The sequence below is a fragment of the Escherichia sp. WS338 genome (assembly GCF_046486405.1).
Classification (GTDB): domain Bacteria; phylum Pseudomonadota; class Gammaproteobacteria; order Enterobacterales; family Enterobacteriaceae; genus Escherichia; species Escherichia coli.
This window is the reverse complement of record NZ_JBJQLL010000002.1, coordinates 1-22,908: the sequence shown is the minus strand read 5'-3', so window position 1 is coordinate 22,908 and position 22,908 is coordinate 1. Positions and strand designations below refer to the sequence as shown.

General features: G+C 51.9%; 18 protein-coding genes. 15 read left to right on the top strand and 3 right to left on the bottom strand.

The features are described from left to right. Positions 1 to 5: 5 nt before the first annotated feature. The gene (yegD, locus tag ACJHWT_RS01555; RefSeq protein ID WP_000469732.1) at positions 6 to 1,358 is read right to left on the bottom strand and encodes a molecular chaperone; all 1,353 of its coding nucleotides are present in this window, start codon (positions 1,356 to 1,358) and stop codon (positions 6 to 8) included. Positions 1,359 to 1,491: 133 nt separating this feature from the next. Here yegD and alkA point away from each other — a divergent pair, with 133 nt between their 5' ends. Further along, on the top strand, positions 1,492 to 2,349 hold the full coding sequence (alkA, locus tag ACJHWT_RS01550; RefSeq protein ID WP_021539224.1) for a DNA-3-methyladenine glycosylase 2: 858 nt from the start codon (positions 1,492 to 1,494) through the stop codon (positions 2,347 to 2,349). Positions 2,350 to 2,387: 38 nt separating this feature from the next. Here the strand turns inward: alkA and ACJHWT_RS01545 are convergent, their stop codons facing one another. After that, positions 2,388 to 5,705, bottom strand: a complete 3,318-nt coding sequence (locus ACJHWT_RS01545) for a diguanylate cyclase (protein ID WP_021539223.1) — start codon at positions 5,703 to 5,705, stop codon at positions 2,388 to 2,390. A 317-nt stretch (positions 5,706 to 6,022) separates the two neighbouring features. On the opposite strand from ACJHWT_RS01545, the gene udk reads away from it, so the two are divergent. The 3 genes from udk to asmA all read left to right on the top strand — a co-directional run bounded on the left by udk (position 6,023) and on the right by asmA (position 9,212). Beyond that, complete coding sequence (gene udk / locus ACJHWT_RS01540; protein WP_001295424.1) at positions 6,023 to 6,664, top strand: uridine kinase; 642 nt, start codon at positions 6,023 to 6,025, stop codon at positions 6,662 to 6,664. Positions 6,665 to 6,755: 91 nt separating this feature from the next. Next, the gene (gene dcd / locus ACJHWT_RS01535) at positions 6,756 to 7,337 is read left to right on the top strand and encodes a dCTP deaminase (protein WP_001234777.1); all 582 of its coding nucleotides are present in this window, start codon (positions 6,756 to 6,758) and stop codon (positions 7,335 to 7,337) included. 21 nt (positions 7,338 to 7,358) lie between these two features. Beyond that, on the top strand, positions 7,359 to 9,212 hold the full coding sequence (gene asmA / locus ACJHWT_RS01530; RefSeq protein ID WP_032251893.1) for an outer membrane assembly protein AsmA: 1,854 nt from the start codon (positions 7,359 to 7,361) through the stop codon (positions 9,210 to 9,212). Positions 9,213 to 9,661: 449 nt separating this feature from the next. On the opposite strand, the gene ACJHWT_RS01525 is transcribed toward asmA, so the two are convergent. Continuing rightward, positions 9,662 to 11,245, bottom strand: a complete 1,584-nt coding sequence (locus ACJHWT_RS01525) for a TerC family protein (RefSeq protein ID WP_000454701.1) — start codon at positions 11,243 to 11,245, stop codon at positions 9,662 to 9,664. A 658-nt stretch (positions 11,246 to 11,903) separates the two neighbouring features. Between ACJHWT_RS01525 and wza the strand changes: the two genes are divergently transcribed. The 11 genes from wza to fcl form a co-directional block, all read left to right on the top strand. Next, positions 11,904 to 13,043 carry a polysaccharide export protein Wza gene (gene wza / locus ACJHWT_RS01520; RefSeq protein WP_000978094.1) on the top strand — a complete coding sequence of 380 codons (1,140 nt, stop codon included), beginning with the start codon at positions 11,904 to 11,906 and terminating at the stop codon, positions 13,041 to 13,043. Between the two features lie 5 nt (positions 13,044 to 13,048). Then, positions 13,049 to 13,492: a low molecular weight protein-tyrosine-phosphatase Wzb gene (gene wzb, locus ACJHWT_RS01515; protein WP_000482901.1), complete on the top strand. Its 444-nt coding sequence runs from the start codon at positions 13,049 to 13,051 to the stop codon at positions 13,490 to 13,492. 2 nt (positions 13,493 to 13,494) lie between these two features. After that, positions 13,495 to 15,657 (top strand): tyrosine-protein kinase Wzc, encoded by a 2,163-nt coding sequence (gene wzc, locus ACJHWT_RS01510; protein ID WP_021539221.1) that lies wholly within the window; start codon positions 13,495 to 13,497, stop codon positions 15,655 to 15,657. Between the two features lie 92 nt (positions 15,658 to 15,749). Continuing rightward, positions 15,750 to 16,589 (top strand): colanic acid biosynthesis glycosyltransferase WcaA, encoded by an 840-nt coding sequence (gene wcaA, locus ACJHWT_RS01505; protein ID WP_021539220.1) that lies wholly within the window; start codon positions 15,750 to 15,752, stop codon positions 16,587 to 16,589. A 2-nt stretch (positions 16,590 to 16,591) separates the two neighbouring features. Next, positions 16,592 to 17,080 (top strand): colanic acid biosynthesis acetyltransferase WcaB, encoded by a 489-nt coding sequence (gene wcaB / locus ACJHWT_RS01500; RefSeq protein WP_000888740.1) that lies wholly within the window; start codon positions 16,592 to 16,594, stop codon positions 17,078 to 17,080. Further along, the gene (gene wcaC / locus ACJHWT_RS01495) at positions 17,077 to 18,294 is read left to right on the top strand and encodes a colanic acid biosynthesis glycosyltransferase WcaC (protein ID WP_065793212.1); all 1,218 of its coding nucleotides are present in this window, start codon (positions 17,077 to 17,079) and stop codon (positions 18,292 to 18,294) included. The genes wcaB and wcaC overlap by 4 nt, the downstream gene beginning before the upstream one ends. Continuing rightward, entirely contained in the window at positions 18,269 to 19,486 is a 1,218-nt protein-coding gene (gene wcaD, locus ACJHWT_RS01490; RefSeq protein WP_021539218.1) for a colanic acid polymerase WcaD, read from the top strand. The genes wcaC and wcaD overlap by 26 nt, the downstream gene beginning before the upstream one ends. 10 nt (positions 19,487 to 19,496) lie before the next feature. After that, the gene (gene wcaE / locus ACJHWT_RS01485; RefSeq protein ID WP_410232306.1) at positions 19,497 to 20,243 is read left to right on the top strand and encodes a colanic acid biosynthesis glycosyltransferase WcaE; all 747 of its coding nucleotides are present in this window, start codon (positions 19,497 to 19,499) and stop codon (positions 20,241 to 20,243) included. Positions 20,244 to 20,258: 15 nt separating this feature from the next. After that, positions 20,259 to 20,807 carry a colanic acid biosynthesis acetyltransferase WcaF gene (wcaF, locus tag ACJHWT_RS01480; RefSeq protein WP_001153582.1) on the top strand — a complete coding sequence of 183 codons (549 nt, stop codon included), beginning with the start codon at positions 20,259 to 20,261 and terminating at the stop codon, positions 20,805 to 20,807. A gap of 26 nt (positions 20,808 to 20,833) precedes the next feature. Beyond that, complete coding sequence (gene gmd / locus ACJHWT_RS01475) at positions 20,834 to 21,955, top strand: GDP-mannose 4,6-dehydratase (RefSeq protein ID WP_000048190.1); 1,122 nt, start codon at positions 20,834 to 20,836, stop codon at positions 21,953 to 21,955. Between the two features lie 2 nt (positions 21,956 to 21,957). Further along, positions 21,958 to 22,908 (top strand): GDP-L-fucose synthase (gene fcl / locus ACJHWT_RS01470; protein WP_410232305.1); only part of this gene is annotated, 951 nt, incomplete at its 3' end.

Here is a 22,908-nt window from a genome sequence, read left to right as displayed (position 1 = left end):
TTCAATTAACGAAACACCACTTCCGCCCAGCGTGCCAGCCCGGCGGTGACGGAGCCAAAGTCATCGCCACCTGCAATCGGAATGCCCGGCAACTGTTCTGTCAGCGCTTTTTTAATCAGCGGTGAACGGGCGCTACCGCCGGTCAGATAGATAACATCCGGTTTTTCCTGGGCGTTATCCAGCGCCAGTTGCACCTGTTCCAGAATCCGCGCCAGTGGCTGGCTGAGGGCGCTTTCCAGCCCTTGCTGGCTAATCAGCGTAGCCAGTTCATCGCTGATAAACGGCAGTGAGGCGCGGGTTTCCGCTACGCTTGAAAGCGCAATTTTGCTCTCTTCTGCGCTACGCACCAGGCGATAGCTTAAACGCTGACGCCAGACTTTCTGTAACAGGGCCACTTTTTCCGGTTCGCGGGCATCGCGTACCAGGTCGTTAAGCAGACGACCGTTGGCACTACTGTAGAAATCACTCTGTGCAGGAACGTCGTTGATGGCAACCGCATTCCACCACGGCAGAATCGGCAGGGCGATGCCTTTTTCGGTTTCGCCACCCATGCCCAGTAACGGCATCAGGTTTTTAAACGCCAGTGCGATATCCAGATCGTTACCGCCAATACGGCAACCACTGTGACCCAGCAGGCTGGCTTCACGATCGAGACGCGAACGCCACTGCGGCCCCATCAGCAGCAATGAACAGTCAGTCGTACCACCGCCGATATCCACCACCAGCACCCGTTTTTCTTCCTGCAAGGTGGCTTCGTAATCCAGCCCAGCCGCGACCGGCTCGTACTGGAATACCACATCCTTAAACCCGGCACGCTTCGCCGCGCGTTCCAGAATCCCTTGCGCCTGGGCGTTTGCTTCATCGCCGCCCAGCCCCTGGAAGTTGATCGGGCGACCAATCACCGCCTGAGTAATTGCCTCCGGCAGCTGCGCCTGCGCCTGCTGGCGAATGTGCAACATCATTGCGCAGACCAGATCCTCAAACAGCGCTACCTGCTGCGGTTTTAAGCCGCTGGCACCGAGGAATGATTTTGGTGATTTCACAAACCACACCTCTTCTGGATCATCAATGTACTGTGCCAGTGAGGAAAGACCGAACTGCACGCTTTTCGCCGTAACATCGATATCTTCTTCGCGGTTATAACGAATCGCCCGACGCAACAGCGCCTGCGTTTCATCGTCGTCTGCCGGAACATCATGATGGCGGTACAGCCATTCGCTTACCGCTTCACGCGTTGGCGCGCAAAGCATTGAAGGCAGCAGCGTGCTGTCGTTTTCCATTTTCAGTAATTGCGGCTTACCGTCGCGCATGACCGCCACTGAACAGTTTGCTGTACCGTAATCAAAACCAATAAACACGAAATAATCCCCATGCCGGTGAAGAAGGGGCGTGACTTTAGCGAAATGTTGCCGTCGCGACAACCGGAATATGAAAGCAAAGCGTAGCGTCTGAATAACGTTTATGCTGAAAGCGGATTAACAAGGAGATGCGATGTATACCTTGAACTGGCAGCCGCCGTATGACTGGTCGTGGATGTTGGGATTTCTCGCCGCCCGTGCGGTGAACGGTGTGGAAACGGTCGCTGACGATTATTATGCCCGTAGTCTGGCGGTGGGCGAATGTCGCGGCGTGGTGACTGCTATTCCGGATATAGCCAGCCATACTCTGCACATAAATTTAAGTGCAGGTTTAGAACCCGTTGCCGCAGAGTGTCTGGCGAAAATGAGCCGCCTGTTTGATCTGCAATGTAACCCGCAGATTGTTAACGGTGCGTTGGGCAAGTTAGGCGCGGCACGGCCCGGATTGCGTTTACCCGGTTGTGTTGATGCTTTTGAGCAGGGCGTGCGGGCGATTTTAGGCCAGCTGGTGAGCGTGGCGATGGCGGCAAAATTGACCGCCAGAGTGGCACAGCTTTATGGCGAACGGCTGGATGATTTTCCGGATTATGTCTGCTTCCCCACGCCTCAGCGGCTGGCAGCAGCAGATCCGCAGGCATTAAAAGCGTTAGGTATGCCGTTGAAACGGGCAGAGGCGCTGATTCATCTGGCAAATGCGGCGCTGGAGGGCACCTTACCAATGACAATACCGGGCGATGTGGAGCAGGCGATGAAAACGCTGCAAACTTTTCCGGGTATCGGGCGCTGGACTGCAAATTATTTTGCTTTGCGTGGCTGGCAGGCGAAAGATGTTTTTCTGCCGGATGATTATCTGATTAAACAGCGATTTCCGGGAATGACGCCGGCACAAATCCGCCGTTATGCCGAACGCTGGAAGCCCTGGCGTTCTTATGCGCTGTTGCATATCTGGTATACGGAAGGCTGGCAACCAGACGGAACGGACGAATTGTAGGCCTGATACGTCGCATCAGGCAATGGGCAAACGCTCCCTCAGTTAATCGCGAAATAACTGCTATTCACCAGCAAATCCAGCGGTTGGGCATCGGCAATCACATCGCCATAAATCAGATCGACGCCGATGCCAGAAAGCGTATCCATCACCAGGGGTAAAACTACTGGCCCGGCGATGGTCTTCATCCCGAGCCGCTGAGCGTGCCCCTGAATGATCGTAATCAGCATCTCATCCATCAAATTTCCCTGCACGTTGGCGCATAACTCACCATCAAGTAGCAGGTAATCTGCCATATTTGCTTTCAGCGAGTTGAAGATTTGCAGATCGCGGCCCACCTGACTGAATACGATCCGACATCCCGCCAGCCGCAGTTTTTGCACGCTTTCTGCGTGATCTAAAATCGCGTCTGCCGGAATAATCAGATGTAATAACCGTGGTGGTAAAGGGCTGTTTTCCAGCTGTTCAAGCAGTTCATTTACCAGTGTGGTGCTACTCAAACCGGCAACGGAAAGGGGGAGGGCGATGCTTAAGCCTTTACTGGCAACCGCTTTTGCGGCCTGCTGGAAAAAATCGTGGAATACCCGTCGGTCAAGAGCATGGCTAAGTGCCGGATCGCTGAAGCTACGACGAAATGTTTGTTCATCAATAATCTCGCCTTCGCAACTCCAGAGCTTAAGTGAAATCAGCCACAAATTACGCGCTTGCGGGATCCGCGGCGAAGCGACACCGTGGGCGATCATCATCAACTGATTCTCTTTAATCATCCGCCACTGTTCATCAAGCGACATCGCCGCCCGTTCGCTATGTGCGGTAGCTTGCTGCGGTTCGTAAACCGTCACCCGGCCCCGGCCACCATTTTTGGAGGCATAACAGGCGATATCAGCCTGCGACATCACTTCAGCCGCCTGATGATTGTTGCCATCAATCAAGGTAATCCCGGCACTGGCACCTACCCGATGTACACGTCCTTCCCAGATAAAGTGATAGTCATTCACGGCGCTGATAATGCGTGTAGCGATAAAACGCGCACTTTCGACATTACAATCTGGCAGCAGCAGACCAAATTCATCGCCACCGAGTCGCGCCAGCACGTCGCTGGAGCGCAGCATACTCAGCATTAACGACGCCAGTTCGCGCAGCAAAGCGTCGCCAGCGGCGTGCCCGGCGCTGTCATTCACCGCTTTAAAGCGATCAAGATCGATAAACACCAGTGCATGTCGCTGATGTGTACTGTTTACCGTTTGCAGCAGGATGCGTAGTTGTTTCTCAAAACTGGCGCGGTTGGCGAGATGCGTCAGTGCATCATGGGAGGCGCTGTAGCTCAGCTGGCGCAGCATTTTGCGTGATTCGGTGACGTCCTGAATCACCAGTACCGAGCCTATATTGCTGCCGTCCAGAGTACTTAACGGCGTAATACTGTAATGCACGTCGTAGCTGCCGCCGCTCCGGCAGTGCAACACCACATCTTGTTCAATCGCGGAACGTGAGGTGTCGGCACTGTAAATGTTCTCCATTAATGGTCCGTTGTCGCCAAAAGTAATATGCAACACCGTCAGGAGTGGAACACCTAACGCTTCTTCCTGCGTCCAGCCGCTCATCTTCTCCGCCACCGGATTCATAAAGGTAATTTTCATTGCCATATCAATACAGACCACGGCTTCGCCGATGGAATCCAGCGTTATGTGCAGGCGCTCTTTTTCCTGAAACAATGCCTCGTTAAGCTGTTTCACTTCGGTCATATCCATATTAATGCCGAGCAGGCGTTCGACTTCGCCTTCTTTATTCAGTACCCGGTTGGCGAGGGCGCGGATATGGCGAATGCCGTCTTTCACGGTAATGCGAAATTCCAGTTTAAAGGGAGAGCGTGATTGCAATGAATCGCGAATCACTTTTTCGGCGTGCTGGCGATCTTCCGGCAGTACGCACTCGTACCACACCTGCCAGTTCGGTTTGATATGCGGAGGAATTTCATACAGCTCGAACATCCGCTTATCCCAGCTAAAAATATTCGGCTTTAGCTCCCACTCCCAGATGCCAATCCCGCCCGCTTCGTTAGCCAGCGTGATGCGCTCCATCAGTTGCTGGTTCACCTGTTCGGTGCGTTTTAGCTCGTTAATGTCTTCAATCTGAGCGATAAAATAGAGCGGCGTACCATCGGTGTGGCGCACCAGTGAGACGGCAAGCAACGCCCAGACAACATCGCCATTGCGGTTGTAGTAGCGTTTTTCCATTGAATAGGTGTTTATTTCACCGCTGATCAGCTTTTCAACCTGTTGCAGATCTTTATTGAGATCCTCCGGCCAGGTCAGTTGCTGAAAGGTGAGTCCGCGCAGCTCTTCCTGACTGTAACCGAGAAACTGGCAGAGTGCTTTGTTGGATTGCAGCCATTGTCCCTCGGTGCCCACTAATGCCATGCCGATGGCGGAATATTCCATGGCATTACGAAAACGGGTTTCGCTTTCGGAAATGTGTTTGCGTTCCGCACGAAAGGCATACATCACCATGGTCATGATGTTGGCGGGCAGCAGGATCAGCAAAAACGGTAGCCACGGCATATGGCTCATCAGGTATGTACGCGGCGTAGCAAGCAGGGAGGGATCCGCGGCCATCATCAGTGACACCATCATCACCGTGGTAAGGAAGATCAAAAAGGCTTCCATTCGTGGCAGGCGCACGGCGCTCCACATCAACAGCACAATAATGAAAGTAAAAGGCCACGGCAGATACAGCATCGAAAGCCAGCTTAACGTCAGTGTGATGGCTAACGTGAGCAGCGACTCAAAAAGCAACCGTGGGTTGCGATGGCGCAGCAGATAGTGTGGTTTAAATAACAATCCCAGCGGCACCAGTGCCAGTGCGCCGATGGATTCTGACAGTACCCATATCAAAAATGCCCTGAGAGGATCGTCTCCGGGCGTCAGCAGGATAACCAGAACACCCCCTAACAGAGGTGGAACAATGGCGCTGCCGAGTGCCAGACGCAGCCAGTCAGCCAGATTTTGCAATGGGTTATACCACGGCAGCAATTTACGTAGCAGCACTGCCCCGACCACGGCTTCAACAATATTGATGGTCGTCCAGGTCATGTTCAGCGAGCTGGTGGAAAAAAGCAGGATGGATGCGGCGATATTTCCCAGCGAGCAGCTCAGCGCAATCCCCGGCCACATGCGCCCGGCATGGCGATAAAACGCCACCATCATGATGGACGTCGGGAACCACAGTGGGGCGAGTTGGGTGCCAAACTGCGAAAGCTCAAGCGAGAAAAGGGTAAAGATAAACGAGACTAAACCTAAACTGACCAGGTGAAGCAGCGGGTGGGGCAGGGCAATTAATACATGCTGTGATTGTTTGCTCATTACCGCTTTATCCGCAAGACCAGGTCGCCAGTATTCGTTTCTGTGTTTATGCTAGTACAAAAGTTTTACATTTTATATGCGAATTGCTCATAAAGTGACGTAAAGGCGGATAATTTGCGCAACCGCGTATAACATTTTTTACCTTACATAAAACTGATCAACGTAATTTGCCACGGGGAATTCTTCGTCAACAATTAACTCTGAGCGCGCGGCAACGCTATTCGACTGGTATCAGGCGGATGAAATCCCTATAATTGCCGCGTTTGGCGCTTCGTCGCCCCCTTCCTAACATCCAGGTTAATCAGGTCGCTAAATATATGACTGATCAGTCTCATCAGTGCGTCATTATCGGTATCGCTGGCGCATCGGCTTCCGGCAAGAGTCTTATTGCCAGTACCCTTTATCGTGAATTACGTGAGCAAGTCGGTGATGAACACATCGGCGTAATTCCCGAAGACTGCTATTACAAAGATCAAAGCCATCTGTCGATGGAAGAACGCGTTAAGACCAACTACGACCATCCCAGCGCGATGGATCACAGCCTGCTGCTTGAGCATTTACAAGCGTTGAAACGCGGCTCGGCAATTGACCTGCCGGTTTACAGCTATGTTGAACATACGCGTATGAAAGAAACGGTGACGGTTGAGCCGAAGAAAGTCATCATTCTCGAAGGCATTTTGTTGCTGACGGATGCGCGTTTGCGTGACGAACTTAACTTCTCCATTTTCGTTGATACCCCGCTGGATATCTGCCTGATGCGCCGCATCAAGCGTGACGTTAACGAGCGTGGGCGTTCAATGGATTCAGTGATGGCGCAATATCAAAAAACCGTGCGTCCGATGTTCCTGCAATTCATTGAGCCTTCTAAACAATATGCGGACATTATCGTGCCGCGCGGCGGGAAAAACCGCATCGCGATCGATATATTGAAAGCGAAAATAAGTCAGTTCTTTGAATAAGCTTGATAAATTGTGTACCGTTCAGTGATAACCTGGTATGCCCTTGACGTAATTGGCGTTAAGGGAGTGATGCGCGAAAGGAGAAAATGCCATGCGTCTGTGTGACCGAGATATTGAAGCCTGGCTTGATGAAGGCCGTTTGTCGATCAACCCACGTCCGCCAGTGGAGCGTATTAACGGCGCGACGGTGGATGTGCGCCTGGGCAATAAATTTCGTACCTTCCGTGGTCACACGGCAGCGTTTATCGATCTGAGCGGTCCCAAAGATGAAGTGAGCGCCGCGCTTGACCGCGTGATGAGCGATGAGATCGTTCTCGATGAAAGCGAGGCGTTCTATCTTCACCCAGGAGAGTTGGCGCTGGCGGTGACGCTGGAGTCGGTGACGCTGCCAGCCGATCTGGTGGGCTGGCTGGACGGGCGTTCCTCACTGGCGCGTCTGGGGCTGATGGTGCACGTCACCGCGCACCGCATCGATCCGGGCTGGTCTGGCTGCATTGTGCTGGAGTTCTACAACTCCGGTAAGCTGCCGCTGGCGCTGCGTCCGGGCATGTTAATTGGTGCGCTGAGCTTTGAGCCGCTTTCCGGCCCGGCGGCGCGACCTTACAACCGCCGTGAAGATGCGAAATATCGCAACCAGCAGGGCGCGGTAGCCAGCCGAATCGATAAAGACTAATTCAGGCCCATTGAGGATACCATGAGACGATTTCTGACGACGCTGATGATACTCCTGGTCGTGCTGGTGGCCGGGTTATCTGCGTTAGTGTTGCTGGTGAATCCGAATGATTTCCGCGACTATATGGTCAAGCAAGTTGCTGCACGTAGCGGTTATCAATTGCAGCTCGACGGGCCACTGCGTTGGCACGTCTGGCCGCAACTTAGTATCCTCTCCGGGCGAATGTCTCTCACCGCCCAGGGCGCGAGCCAGCCACTGGTTCGCGCCGACAACATGCGCCTGGACGTGGCGCTTTTACCACTACTGAGTCATCAACTGAGCGTTAAGCAGGTGATGCTAAAAGGGGCAGTGATCCAACTGACGCCGCAGACGGAAGCGGTGCGCAGTGAAGACGCTCCGGTTGCACCGCGCGACAATACCTTGCCGGATCTGTCAGACGATCGCGGATGGTCGTTTGATATATCCAGTCTTAAGGTGGCGGACAGCGTGCTGGTGTTCCAGCATGAAGATGACGAGCAGGTGACAATCCGCAATATCCGCCTGCAAATGGAACAAGATCCCCAACATCGTGGCTCATTTGAGTTCTCCGGGCGGGTTAATCGCGATCAGCGCGATCTCACAATATCCCTTAACGGTACGGTGGATGCTTCTGATTATCCGCATGATTTAACGGCGGCTATTGAACAAATTAACTGGCAGTTGCAGGGTGCCGATTTACCAAAACAAGGTATTCAGGGGCAGGGGAGTTTCCAGGCCCAGTGGCAGGAGTCACATAAACGCCTTTCATTTAACCAAATCAGCTTGACCGCCAATGACAGTACGCTGAGCGGGCAAGCACAGGTCACGCTGACAGAGCAACCGGAATGGCAGCTGAGACTGCAATTCCCGCAACTGAATCTTGACAACCTCATCCCGCTTAATGAAACCGCGAATGGTGAAAACGGTGCCGCGCAGCAGGGGCAGAGCCAATCAACGTTGCCGCGCCCGGTCATTTCTTCGCGTATTGATGAACCGGCCTATCAGGGACTGCAAGGCTTTACGGCTGATATTTTGTTGCAGGCCAGTAACGTGCGCTGGCGCGGAATGAATTTTACAGATGTTGCCACGCAAATGACCAACAAGTCGGGTTTGCTGGAAATTACTCAACTGCAGGGCAAGCTTAACGGTGGACAGGTTTCACTGCCGGGCACGCTGGACGCGACATCAATAAATCCGCGGATAAACTTCCAGCCACGGCTGGAAAACGTTGAGATTGGCACCATTCTGAAGGCGTTTAACTATCCGATTTCGTTGACCGGAAAGATGTCACTGGCTGGTGATTTCTCCGGTGCTGACATAGATGCCGACGCATTCCGCCACAACTGGCAAGGACAGGCACATGTCGAAATGACCGACACGCGCATGGAAGGGATGAACTTCCAGCAGATGATTCAGCAAGCGGTAGAACGTAATGGTGGTGATGTGAAGGCCGCTGAAAATTTCGATAACGTGACGCGGCTTGACCGCTTTACCACTGATTTGACATTGAAGGATGGCGTCGTGACGTTAAACGACATGCAAGGTCAATCGCCTGTGCTGGCGCTTACAGGGGAAGGTATGTTGAATCTGGCAGATCAAACCTGCGACACCCAGTTTGATATTCGGGTCGTGGGTGGCTGGAACGGGGAAAGCAAACTGATTGATTTCCTCAAAGAAACGCCAGTACCGCTGCGGGTTTATGGCAACTGGCAGCAACTCAATTACAGTCTGCAAGTGGATCAGTTACTGCGCAAACATCTACAGGACGAAGCGAAACGTCGCCTGAATGACTGGGCTGAGCGGAATAAAGATTCCCGCAATGGCAAAGATGTGAAGAAGTTGCTGGAGAAGATGTAGGTTACCAGGTGACCTGTCCTGTAGGCCTGATAAGACGCGTAAAGCGTCGCATCAGGCGTTCGCGGCGGCACCATTATATTCTGAATATGTAAGATCGAAGGCTGTTCCGTTCACTTGATGTTCCTCGCTACTATGGAACGCTCAAGCCGGTGAACGTGCCAGGGTGGCTCAATCGCCACCACCCTGGCAACCCGGGCTCCCGGCGGTAAATCGCCGCTGGCGCGGTTCCCTCATCTTATTCCTTTCGGCTATCGGGTACGGGCGCGAGGTAACATCCCTGTAAAACGCGCCCTCAGCCCACATCCATGTGGGCTGCCCCGGCCTACAGGAAACGATTCGGCGATTTACAGCCGGCCCCCCCCCCGCTGTAATGTCCATGTACCACAGACAACGCTTCATTGCTGAAGTTATAAGGCGTTACGCAGCATCGGGTAAAATGACCGATACCATCACACCTCGTACTCCATCTCGCCATCCTTACGCAGCGGTATAATCTGCACCTTCTGCACGCGATGGCTTTCCACCTGCAACGTTTTAAGCAAATAATCCCCCACCTGAACTTCTTCGCCAGGTTTTGGAATACGCTGCAAATACTCCATCAACAGCCCGGCAATGGTGTGATATTCACGTTTTTCATCCAGCGGCAGCGGCACATATTGCACCAGATCTTCCAGCGGCATATGACCATTCGCCGTCCAGGAACCGTCCGCATTCTTCTGAATATCATGGCGGGCGTCGATCTCTTCCACTTCGTTCGGTAAGTTACCGGCAATGGTTTCAGTGACGTCACTTAATGTCACAATCCCTTCCACCGAGCCAAACTCATCCACCACAAAAGCAAAGTGCGTGCGGGCATTACGGAACTGCTCCAGGGCTGGTAACAACGGCAAGGTTTCCGGGAACACCAGCGGCTGGCGAATCAACACCCGCAGGTTGAGCGGTTCGCCGCGCAGAGACTGTTGTAGCAGGTCGATAACGTGAACAACACCGAGCAAATCTTCTGCGTCATCACCGTCGGTAACCACCAGCCGCGTATGCTGATTTCGCTCCAGCAACTGGCGGATTTCTTCTTCCGGCGCGTTGAGATCGATATGCTCAATATCGTGGCGCGACGTCATAATGCTGCTGACGGTACGCTGGTTAAGATTAAGTACCCGCTCAATCATCCGCCGTTCCTGCGGATTAAAGATCTGCTGGTTACCATGATCCACCAGCATGGACGCGGTTTCGGCGTCCAGTTCCGCATCCTCTTTTTGCCCGCTAAGCAGGCGCATTACCGCTTCGGTAGTCCGCTGGCGCAGCGTCTGGTTAGCGGAAAGAAAACGTCGCCGGTTAAAGATAGCCAACTGATTGAGTGCCTCGATCATCACCGAGAAACCAATGGCAGCGTACAGGTAGCCTTTCGGAATGACGAAGCCGAAACCTTCTGCCACCAGACTAAAGCCAATCATCAACAGGAAGCTTAAGCAGAGAATAACGATCGTCGGGTGGCTATTAACGAACTGGGTTAACGGCTTGCTTGCCATCAACATCAGGCTGATAGCGATAACCACGGCGGCCATCATGACCAGTAAATGGTCGACCATCCCGACGGCGGTAATCACCGAGTCGAGTGAGAAGATGGCGTCCAGTACCACAATTTGCGTCACCACGCCCCAGAACTTCGCACCTTTGCGTTGTGTTGGATTATTGCTGTCTTTCCCTTCCAGTCGTTCGTTCAGCTCCATCGTGGCTTTGAACAACAGGAAGAAACCACCAAACAGCATGATTAAGTCGCGGGCGCTAAAGGTAAACGAGCGGAAGCTGAACAGCGGTTGAGTCAGGGTGACCAGCCAGGAGATTGACGCCAGCAGTAACAGGCGCATTAACATCGCCAGCAGCAGCCCGGTAACCCGTGCGCGGTCGCGCTGCTTCGGCGGTAGTTTTTCGGCGAGGATGGCAATAAAGACCAGGTTATCAATGCCGAGGACCAGTTCGATCACAATCAGCGTGATTAACCCGGCCCAGATAGACGGATCGGCAATCCATTCCATAGTAAGTACAAAACCTATTCGTTGTATGACAAATGTCACAATTCGATCATGGATAAATCGGGGCAAAAATGCAATGTTGCAGCACTATTTATCTCATATTATTTGAGGGTAATAACCTCACATTATCCCTGAATTAAAAGTGGTAATAATAAAACATTATTTAAGAAATATCGCATGTGGAGACGCAATATTAAATATTGTCAACCTAAAGAAACTCCTAAAAACCATATTGAATGACACTTAATATAATTCTTAAAAATAGCCAATTGCCGAATTGTTACCTTGCCTGCTATTCCGTTAGCTGTAACACTTCCTCCTGCATTATTGGAGAGCTAATATTCAATTACCATAATGTCACCTTATATTCGGAAGTTAATTTCCGCAATAACCCTTTCTCATCAACGATTGTATGCAGAGAGGGTTTTAAAAATTAAGCTAAATCAGTGTATTGGTAGCTAAAAAGCCAGGGGCGGTAGCGTGTCTGGATGCCTGAAAGACCAGTCTGAATTATTCTGTCAATAGCCTGCGGATGAAATCAATTTTTTTAGGACTGATGCCAGTTAAATTTTTATTCAATTAACTGCAAGGTAAATGTGCATGGCGACATTGCTATTAATAGTGCACAGGATAATTACTCTGCCAAAGTGATAAATAAACAATGATGAAATCCAAAATGAAATTGATGCCATTATTGGTGTCAGTAACCTTGATAAGCGGTTGCACAGTACTTCCGGGCAGCAATATGTCGACGATGGGCAAAGACGTCATCAAACAGCAGGACGCTGATTTCGATCTCGACAAAATGGTGAATGTTTATCCGCTGACCCCGCGCCTGATTGATCAATTACGTCCACGACCCAACGTAGCGCGCCCCAATATGACGCTGGAAAGTGAGATCGCGAATTACCAGTATCGCGTCGGGCCGGGGGACGTTCTTAATGTCACCGTCTGGGATCACCCGGAGCTCACCACGCCAGCAGGTCAGTACCGCAGCTCCAGCGACACCGGCAACTGGGTACAGCCTGACGGCACCATGTTCTACCCGTATATCGGCAAGGTTCACGTGGTGGGGAAAACGCTCGCTGAAATCCGCAGTGATATTACCGGGCGCTTAGCGACGTACATCGCTGACCCGCAGGTGGACGTTAATATCGCCGCCTTCCGCTCACAAAAGGCCTATATCTCAGGTCAGGTGAATAAATCTGGTCAACAGGCGATCACCAACGTACCACTGACCATTCTCGACGCCATCAACGCCGCAGGTGGCCTGACCGACACCGCTGACTGGCGCAACGTGGTGCTAACACACAATGGTCGTGAAGAGCGCATTTCTTTGCAGGCGCTGATGCAAAACGGCGACCTCAACCAGAATCGCCTGCTTTACCCCGGCGATATTCTCTACGTGCCGCGTAATGATGATCTGAAAGTATTTGTGATGGGTGAAGTGAAGAAACAGAGCACCCTGAAAATGGACTTTAGCGGCATGACCCTGACTGAAGCTCTGGGCAATGCTGAAGGCATTGACATGACCACCTCCAACGCCAGCGGCATCTTTGTCATTCGTCCGCTGAAAGGTGAGGGCGGGCGTAACGGCAAGATTGCCAATATCTACCAGCTGGATATGTCCGATGCCACGTCGCTGGTGATGGCGACAGAATTCCGCCTGCAACCTTATGACGTGGTGTATGTCACCACCGCCCCGGTTTCCCGCTGGAACCGTCTGATCAATCAGTTGCTGCCAACTATTAGCGGTGTCCGTTACATGACGGATACAGCCAGCGACATTCATAACTGGTAATCGTCATGTTTAACAACATCTTAGTTGTCTGTGTCGGCAATATTTGCCGTTCCCCGACGGCGGAACGCTTACTGCAACGTTATCACCCGGAGCTAAAAGTGGAGTCCGCTGGACTCGGCGCGCTGGTCGGTAAGGGCGCTGATCCTACCGCTATCAGCGTCGCCGCAGAACATCAACTGTCTCTGGAAGGCCACTGTGCACGACAAATCAGCCGCCGCCTGTGTCGCAACTATGACCTGATTTTGACCATGGAAAAGCGCCATATCGAACGCTTATGCGAGATGGCACCGGAGATGCGCGGCAAAGTGATGCTGTTTGGTCACTGGGATAACGAATGTGAAATCCCCGATCCGTATCGCAAAAGCCGGGAAACGTTTGCAGCGGTGTACACATTACTTGAACGGTCTGCCCGCCAGTGGGCGCAGGCATTGAACGCAGAGCAGGTATAAGAATGACAGAAAAAGTAAAACAACATGCCGCTCCGGTAACGGGCAGTGATGAAATCGATATTGGTCGCCTGGTCGGCACCGTCATTGAAGCGCGCTGGTGGGTGATTGGCATCACCGCTGTATTCGCCCTTTGTGCCGTGGTTTACACCTTCTTCGCCACGCCGATTTATAGTGCCGACGCACTGGTACAAATCGAGCAAAGCAGCGGCAATTCGTTAGTGCAGGATATCGGATCGGCGTTAGCCAACAAACCGCCTGCATCGGACGCCGAGATCCAGTTGATTCGTTCGCGCCTGGTGCTTGGTAAAACGGTGGACGATCTCGACCTCGATATTGCGGTGAGCAAAAACACGTTCCCGATTTTCGGTGCGGGCTGGGATCGCCTGATGGGACGTCAGAACGAGACGGTGAAAGTGACTACCTTTAACCGTCCGAAAGAGATGGCGGATCAGGTGTTTACGCTTAATGTGCTGGATGACAAAAACTACACCCTGAGCAGTGATGGCGGCTTTAGCGCCCGTGGACAAGCGGGCCAGATGCTGAAAAAAGAAGGCGTCACGCTGATGGTTGAAGCCATTCACGCCAGCCCGGGCAGTGAGTTTACCGTCACCAAATACTCCACGCTGGGGATGATCAACCAACTGCAAAACAGCCTGACGGTAACGGAGAACGGCAAAGACGCAGGCGTACTGAGCCTGACTTATACCGGTGAAGATCGCGAACAGATCCGCGACATTCTTAACAGCATCGCCCGTAACTATCAGGAACAAAATATTGAGCGCAAATCGGCGGAAGCGTCGAAAAGCCTCGCTTTCCTCGCGCAACAGTTACCGGAAGTACGTAGCCGCCTTGATGTTGCCGAAAACAAACTGAATGCCTACCGTCAGGATAAAGATTCTGTTGATCTGCCGCTGGAAGCGAAAGCGGTGCTCGATTCGATGGTGAACATCGACGCGCAGTTGAACGAACTGACCTTTAAAGAGGCGGAAATCTCCAAGCTGTACACCAAAGTTCACCCCGCGTACCGCACGCTGCTGGAGAAACGTCAGGCGCTGGAAGACGAAAAAGCCAAACTTAACGGTCGCGTAACGGCGATGCCGAAAACCCAGCAGGAGATTGTCCGTCTGACCCGCGATGTCGAGTCTGGTCAGCAGGTCTATATGCAACTGCTGAATAAAGAGCAGGAGCTGAAAATCACCGAAGCCAGCACCGTCGGCGATGTGCGCATTGTTGACCCGGCAATCACTCAGCCTGGTGTGCTAAAACCGAAGAAAGGGCTGATTATCCTTGGGGCGATTATTCTTGGCCTGATGCTCTCTATCGTGGGTGTGCTGCTGCGCTCGTTGTTTAATCGTGGCATCGAAAGCCCGCAGGTGCTGGAAGAACACGGTATCAGCGTCTATGCCAGCATCCCGTTGTCGGAATGGCAGAAAGCGCGCGATAGCGTCAAAACCATCAAAGGAGTTAAACGCTATAAACAGAGCCAGCTACTGGCGGTGGGGAATCCAACCGATCTGGCGATTGAAGCCATCCGCAGTCTTCGTACCAGTTTGCACTTCGCGATGATGCAGGCGCAGAACAATGTGTTGATGATGACCGGGGTTAGCCCGTCAATCGGTAAAACCTTTGTCTGCGCCAACCTGGCGGCGGTGATCAGCCAGACCAATAAACGGGTGTTGTTGATCGACTGCGATATGCGCAAAGGCTACACCCACGAGCTGTTGGGCACCAATAACGTCAATGGCCTGTCGGAAATTCTGATTGGTCAGGGCGATATTACTACCGCTGCTAAACCCACTTCGATTGCCAAATTTGACCTGATCCCGCGCGGTCAGGTACCGCCAAATCCTTCTGAACTGTTGATGAGCGAACGCTTTGCCGAACTGGTGAACTGGGCGAGTAAAAACTACGACCTGGTGTTGATTGATACGCCGCCGATTCTGGCAGTGACCGATGCGGCAATTGTTGGTCGTCATGTCGGAACCACGTTAATGGTGGCGCGTTATGCGGTCAACACATTGAAAGAAGTGGAAACCAGTCTGAGCCGCTTTGAGCAAAATGGTATTCCGGTGAAAGGGGTGATTCTGAACTCCATCTTCCGCCGCGCCAGCGCGTATCAGGATTATGGCTATTACGAATACGAATATAAGTCGGATGCGAAATAACGACGCCTGCATTCGCACCGCCCCGTAGGCCGGATAAGGCGCTCACGCCGCATCCGGCAAGTAAACCAGCTCATAAGCCGGGAGTACAACCTATGAAAGACAATCCGCTGATCTCAATCTATATGCCAACCTGGAACCGCCAACAACTGGCGATTCGGGCAATAAAATCGGTTTTGCGCCAGGACTACAGCAACTGGGAGATGATCATCGTGGATGATTGCTCCACCTCCTGGGAACAACTGCAACAGTACGTCACCACCCTCAACGATCCGCGTATCACTTACATTCACAACGACATTAACAGCGGGGCGTGCGCGGTACGTAACCAGGCGATTATGCTGGCGCAAGGGGAATACATCACCGGGATCGATGATGATGATGAATGGACACCCAACCGTCTGAGCGTCTTCCTCGCCCATAAACAGCAACTGGTCACTCACGCCTTTTTGTACGCTAACGACTACGTTTGCCAGGGCGAAGTCTATTCCCAACCAGCAAGTTTGCCGCTGTATCCCAAATCGCCGTATTCACGCCGCCTGTTCTATAAACGCAATATCATTGGCAATCAGGTCTTTACCTGGGCGTGGCGTTTCAAAGAGTGTTTGTTCGATACCGAACTGAAAGCGGCACAGGATTACGACATCTTCCTGCGGATGGTGGTGGAGTATGGCGAACCGTGGAAAGTGGAAGAGGCGACGCAGATCCTGCATATCAATCACGGTGAAATGCAGATCACCTCGTCACCGAAAAAATTCTCCGGATACTTCCACTTTTACCGCAAGCACAAAGACAAATTCGACCGCGCCAGCAAAAAATATCAGCTGTTTACCCTCTACCAGATCCGCAATAAACGCATGACCTGGCGCACTTTGCTGACGCTGCTGTCGGTGCGTAACGGCAAACGTCTGGCTGATGGTATTCGGGGGCGCTAAAGATGCTGGAAGATCTGCGCGCCAACAGCTGGAGTTTACGCCCGTGCTGCATGGTTCTTGCCTATCGCGTCGCTCATTTTTGTTCGGTGTGGCGCAAAAAGAACGTCCTCAACAATCTGTGGGCGGCCCCGCTGCTGGTGCTGTATCGCATTATCACCGAATGCTTTTTCGGTTATGAAATCCAGGCTGCCGCGACCATTGGCCGCCGCTTTACTATCCATCACGGTTACGCCGTAGTGATCAATAAAAACGTGGTAGCGGGGGATGATTTTACCATTCGCCACGGCGTCACTATCGGCAATCGTGGTGCCGATAACATGGCATGTCCACACATTGGCAACGGCGTCGAACTCGGTGCCAACGTCATTATTCTTGGTGATATCACGCTTGGTAACAACGTCACCGTGGGCGCGGGTAGCGTGGTGCTCGACTCTGTCCCGGACAACGCGCTGGTGGTGGGAGAAAAAGCGCGAGTGAAGGTAATTAAATGAATATTTTGCAATTTAATGTGCGACTGGCGGAAGGCGGGGCAGCAGGTGTGGCGTTAGATCTCCACCAGCGTGCGCTGCAACAGGGGCTGGCGTCACATTTTGTCTACGGTTACGGCAAAGGCGGCAAAGAGAGTGTCAGCCATCAAAACTATCCGCAGGTCATCAAACATACGCCGCGGATGACTGCAATGGCGAATATTGCCCTGTTTCGTCTGTTTAATCGCGATCTGTTTGGCAATTTCAATGAGTTATATTGCACCATTACTCGTACACCGGGTCCGGTGGTCCTGCATTTTCATGTGCTGCACAGCTACTGGCTAAATCTTAAGAGCGTGGTGCGCTTTTGCGAAAAGGTGAAAAACCACAAACCGGATGTCACTCTGGTCTGGACGCTGCACGACCACTGGAGTGTAACCGGACGCTGCGCCTTTACCGACGGTTGCGAAGGCTGGAAAACGGGCTGCCAGAAATGCTCGACCTTAAATAACTATCCGCCGGTGAAGATTGATCGGGCGCACCTGCTGGTGGCGGGCAAACGCCAGTTATTCCGTGAGATGCTGGCGCTGGGCTGTCAGTTTATTTCCCCCAGCCAGCATGTGGCTGACGCTTTCAATAGCCTGTACGGTCCAGGGCGTTGCCGGATTATCAATAACGGTATTGATATGGCAACCGAAGCGATTCTGGCGGATCTGCCTCCGGTGCGCGAAACTCAGGGCAAGCCGAAAATCGCGGTGGTGGCGCATGACCTGCGTTACGACGGCAAGACTAACCAGCAACTGGTGCGTGAGATGATGGCGCTGGGCGACAAAATTGAACTGCATACCTTTGGTAAGTTCTCGCCGTTCACCGCTGGCAACGTGGTTAATCACGGCTTTGAAACTGACAAGCGCAAGTTGATGAGCGCGCTCAATCAGATGGATGCGCTGGTGTTCAGTTCTCGCGTCGATAACTACCCGCTGATTTTGTGTGAGGCGTTATCAATTGGCGTGCCGGTGATTGCCACCCATAGCGACGCGGCGCGTGAAGTGTTGCAAAAATCCGGCGGTAAAACCGTCAGCGAAGAAGACGTGCTGCAACTGGTCCAGTTAAGCAAACCGGAAATCGCGCAGGCGATATTTGGTACCACGCTGGCTGAGTTCAGCCAACGCAGCCGCGCGGCCTACAGTGGACAACAGATGCTGGAGGAGTATGTCAACTTCTATCAGAATCTGTAGCTACCTGCTGCTGCCGCTGATCTACCTGCTGGTTAACGTCAAAATCGCCCAGCTTGGCGAAAGTTTTCCCATCACCATCGTCACTTTTTTACCTGTCTTGTTACTGCTGTTTTTAGAACGCATCAGCGTTAAAAAATTGATGATTGCCTTAGGGATTGGCGCGGGACTCACGGCGTTTAACTACCTGTTTGGTCAGTCGTTGGATGCCAGTAAATACGTCACTTCAACCATGCTGTTTGTCTATATTGTGATCATTATTGGCATGGTGTGGAGTATTCGCTTTAAAACGATTTCGCCACACAACCATCGTAAGATATTACGTTTCTTTTATCTGGTGGTCGGGCTGGTGGTGGCGCTGGCGGCGGTGGAGATGGCGCAAATTATCCTCACCGGTGGCAGCAGTATTATGGAGTCGATTTCGAAATATCTGATTTACAGCAATAGCTATGTGCTGAATTTCATCAAATTCGGCGGCAAGCGCACGACAGCACTTTATTTCGAACCGGCATTTTTCGCTCTGGCATTAATCTCAATTTGGCTCAGCATCAAACAGTTTGGTATCAAAACGCCTAAAACCGATGCTATGATTCTCGCAGGGATAATATTATCCGGATCGTTTTCAGGGGTTATGACCTTTATCCTGTTTTATTTGCTGGAGTGGGCATTTCAATATCTGAATAAAGAGGCGATTAAGAAAAAGTTACCGTTAGCATTGATTTCTCTGGCTGTATTCCTGGTTGGTGTGGTAATCGCGTTTCCTTATATTTCCACCCGTCTGGGCGATTTAGGTACGGAAGGATCGTCATCGTATTATCGTATTGTCGGTCCGCTGGTGATGGTCGGTTATTCTTTGACCCATATTGACGGTGTAGTCAGATTTGGCTCACTTTATGAATATGTTGCATCATTCGGAATATTTAACGGTGCGGATGTCGGAAAAACCATAGACAATGGTTTGTATCTGCTGATTATTTATTTTTCCTGGTTCGCGGTGTTTTTATCGCTGTGGTACATGGGGAAAGTGATAAAAATGATGATCAACGCTTTTGGTGATAACCGCAATTTTCGCGTGCAATTATATCTTTTTACTCCGGTATCGCTGTTTTTTACCGGTTCGATATTTAGCCCGGAATATGCATTTTTAATCGTCTGTCCGTTTATTTTTCGAAAAGCGTTAAATATTACGAGGTAAGAATAAGAACATGTTGCTTAGCATAATCACTGTCGCGTTTCGTAACCTCGAAGGGATAGTCAAAACACATGCCTCGCTGGCGCATCTGGCGCAGGCGGACGATATCAGCCTCGAATGGATTGTTGTCGATGGCGGTTCCAACGACGGTACCCGTGAGTATCTGGAAAATCTCAATGGTATCTATAATCTACGCTTTGTCAGCGAGCCAGATAACGGTATCTACGACGCCATGAACAAAGGCATTGCGATGGCACAAGGCAAGTTCGCGTTGTTTCTCAACTCGGGCGATATTTTTCATCAGGATGCCGCAAATTTTGTCCGTAAGTTAAAAGTGCAAAAAGATAACGTGATGATCACCGGCGATGCGCTGCTGGATTTTGGCGACGGGCATAAAATTAAACGTAGCGCCAAACCGGGCTGGTATATTTACCACAGCCTGCCCGCCAGTCATCAGGCGATATTTTTCCCGGTGTCCGGCTTGAAGAAATGGCGTTATGACCTGGAATATAAAGTTTCTTCCGATTACGCTCTGGCGGCCAAAATGTATAAAGCCGGTTATGCATTTAAAAAACTCAATGGCCTGGTGTCTGAATTTTCTATGGGTGGGGTATCAACCACCAATAATATGGAATTGTGTGCTGACGCGAAAAAAGTCCAACGGCAGATATTGCACGTGCCTGGCTTTTGGGCTGAATTATCCTGGCATTTACGCCAACGTACGACCTCAAAGACGAAAGCCTTATATAACAAAAGCTGAATATAAGGGAAAACGATGCAGGATTTAAGTGGTTTCTCGGTGCCGAAAGGGTTCCGGGGCGGCAACGCTATTAAAGTGCAATTGTGGTGGGCAGTACAGGCAACATTATTTGCCTGGTCGCCACAAGTATTGTATCGCTGGCGGGCTTTTTTATTACGTTTATTCGGCGCAAAAATAGGAAAAAACGTAGTAATTCGTCCGTCAGTAAAAATTACCTATCCGTGGAAATTAACCTTAGGTGATTACGCGTGGGTCGGCGATGAGGTCAATTTATATACCCTCGGTGAAATAACCATTGGCGCACATTCGGTGATATCGCAAAAAAGTTATTTATGCACCGGTAGCCACGACCATGCAAGTCAACATTTCACCATTAACGCCACGCCTATTGTGATTGGCGAGAAATGCTGGCTGGCAACCGATGTCTTTGTTGCCCCTGGCGTCACGATCGGCAACGGCACCGTCGTGGGTGCGCGAAGCAGTGTTTTTAAATCGCTTCCGGCAAATGTGGTTTGCCGGGGGAATCCCGCAGTGGTGATACGCGAACGCGTTGAAACTGAATAAATTCAAAAAATACAGAGGAATAAGACATGTCAAAAGTCGCTCTCATCACCGGTGTAACCGGACAAGACGGTTCTTACCTGGCAGAGTTTCTGTTGGAAAAAGGTTACGAGGTGCATGGTATTAAGCGTCGTGCATCGTCATTCAACACCGAGCGCGTGGATCACATTTATCAGGATCCGCACACCTGCAACCCGAAATTCCATCTGCATTATGGCGACCTGAGTGATACCTCCAACCTGACGCGCATTTTGCGTGAAGTGCAGCCGGATGAAGTGTACAACCTGGGGGCAATGAGCCACGTTGCGGTTTCTTTTGAGTCACCGGAATATACCGCTGACGTCGACGCGATGGGTACGCTGCGCCTGCTCGAGGCGATCCGCTTCCTCGGTCTGGAAAAGAAAACCCGTTTCTATCAGGCTTCCACCTCTGAACTGTACGGTCTGGTGCAGGAAATTCCGCAGAAAGAAACCACGCCGTTCTACCCGCGATCTCCGTATGCGGTCGCCAAACTGTACGCCTACTGGATCACCGTTAACTACCGCGAATCCTACGGCATGTACGCCTGTAACGGTATTCTCTTCAACCATGAATCCCCGCGCCGCGGCGAAACTTTCGTTACCCGCAAAATCACCCGCGCAATCGCCAACATCGCCCAGGGGCTGGAGTCGTGCCTGTACCTCGGCAATATGGATTCCCTGCGTGACTGGGGCCATGCCAAAGACTACGTAAAAATGCAGTGGATGATGCTGCAACAGGAACAACCGGAAGATTTTGTTATCGCTACCGGCGTTCAGTACTCCGTGCGTCAGTTCGTGGAAATGGCGGCGGCACAGCTGGGCATCAAACTGCGCTTTGAAGGCACGGGCGTTGAAGAGAAGGGCATTGTGGTTTCCGTCACCGGGCATGACGCGCCGGGCGTTAAACCGGGCGATGTGATTATCGCCGTTGACCCGCGTTACTTCCGTCCGGCAGAAGTTGAAACGCTGCTCGGCGACCCGACCAAAGCGCACGAAAAACTGGGCTGGAAACCGGAAATCACCCTCAGAGAGATGGTGTCTGAAATGGTGGCTAATGACCTCGAAGCGGCGAAAAAACACTCTCTGCTGAAATCTCACGGCTACGACGTGGCGATCGCGCTGGAGTCATAAGCATGAGTAAACAACGCATTTTTATTGCTGGTCATCGCGGGATGGTCGGTTCCGCTATCACCCGTCAGCTCGAACAGCGCGGTGATGTGGAACTGGTATTACGTACCCGCGACGAGCTGAACCTGCTGGACAGCCGCGCCGTGCATGATTTCTTTGCCAGCGAACGCATTGACCAGGTCTATCTGGCGGCGGCGAAAGTGGGCGGCATTGTTGCCAACAACACGTATCCGGCGGATTTCATCTATCAGAACATGATGATTGAGAGCAACATCATTCACGCCGCGCATCAGGACGACGTGAACAAACTGCTGTTTCTCGGATCGTCCTGTATCTACCCGAAACTAGCAAAACAGCCGATGGCAGAAAGCGAGCTGTTGCAGGGCTCGCTGGAGCCGACCAACGAGCCTTATGCCATTGCCAAAATCGCCGGGATCAAACTGTGCGAATCTTACAACCGCCAGTATGGACGCGATTACCGCTCGGTCATGCCGACCAACCTGTATGGCCCGCATGACAACTTCCACCCGAGTAATTCGCATGTGATCCCTGCATTGCTGCGTCGCTTCCACGAGGCGACGGCACAGAATGCACCGGACGTGGTGGTGTGGGGCAGCGGTACACCGATGCGCGAATTTCTGCACGTCGATGATATGGCGGCGGCAAGCATTCATGTGATGGAGCTGGCGCATGAAGTCTGGCTGGAGAACACCCAGCCGATGCTGTCGCACATTAACGTCGGCACGGGCGTTGACTGCACTATCCGCGAGCTGGCGCAAACCATCGCCAAAGTGGTGGGTTACAAAGGTCGGGTGGTTTTTGATGCCAGTAAACCGGATGGTACACCGCGCAAACTGCTGGATGTGACGCGCCTGCATCAGCTTGGCTGGTATCACGAAATCTCACTGGAAGCGGGGCTTGCCAGCACTTACCAGTGGTTCCTTGAGAATCAAGAC

Coding starts and splice junctions, on each gene's coding strand:
- wza (WP_000978094.1), top strand. CDS start 11,904: ATGATGAAATCCAAAATGAAATTGATGCCATTATTGGTGTCAGTAACC.
- wzb (WP_000482901.1), top strand. CDS start 13,049: ATGTTTAACAACATCTTAGTTGTCTGTGTCGGCAATATTTGCCGTTCC.
- alkA (WP_021539224.1), top strand. CDS start 1,492: ATGTATACCTTGAACTGGCAGCCGCCGTATGACTGGTCGTGGATGTTG.
- wzc (WP_021539221.1), top strand. CDS start 13,495: ATGACAGAAAAAGTAAAACAACATGCCGCTCCGGTAACGGGCAGTGAT.
- dcd (WP_001234777.1), top strand. CDS start 6,756: ATGCGTCTGTGTGACCGAGATATTGAAGCCTGGCTTGATGAAGGCCGT.
- wcaF (WP_001153582.1), top strand. CDS start 20,259: ATGCAGGATTTAAGTGGTTTCTCGGTGCCGAAAGGGTTCCGGGGCGGC.
- asmA (WP_032251893.1), top strand. CDS start 7,359: ATGAGACGATTTCTGACGACGCTGATGATACTCCTGGTCGTGCTGGTG.
- wcaD (WP_021539218.1), top strand. CDS start 18,269: ATGTCAACTTCTATCAGAATCTGTAGCTACCTGCTGCTGCCGCTGATC.
- gmd (WP_000048190.1), top strand. CDS start 20,834: ATGTCAAAAGTCGCTCTCATCACCGGTGTAACCGGACAAGACGGTTCT.
- wcaC (WP_065793212.1), top strand. CDS start 17,077: ATGAATATTTTGCAATTTAATGTGCGACTGGCGGAAGGCGGGGCAGCA.
- udk (WP_001295424.1), top strand. CDS start 6,023: ATGACTGATCAGTCTCATCAGTGCGTCATTATCGGTATCGCTGGCGCA.
- ACJHWT_RS01545 (WP_021539223.1), bottom strand. CDS start 5,705: ATGAGCAAACAATCACAGCATGTATTAATTGCCCTGCCCCACCCGCTG.
- wcaB (WP_000888740.1), top strand. CDS start 16,592: ATGCTGGAAGATCTGCGCGCCAACAGCTGGAGTTTACGCCCGTGCTGC.
- wcaE (WP_410232306.1), top strand. CDS start 19,497: ATGTTGCTTAGCATAATCACTGTCGCGTTTCGTAACCTCGAAGGGATA.
- wcaA (WP_021539220.1), top strand. CDS start 15,750: ATGAAAGACAATCCGCTGATCTCAATCTATATGCCAACCTGGAACCGC.
- ACJHWT_RS01525 (WP_000454701.1), bottom strand. CDS start 11,245: ATGGAATGGATTGCCGATCCGTCTATCTGGGCCGGGTTAATCACGCTG.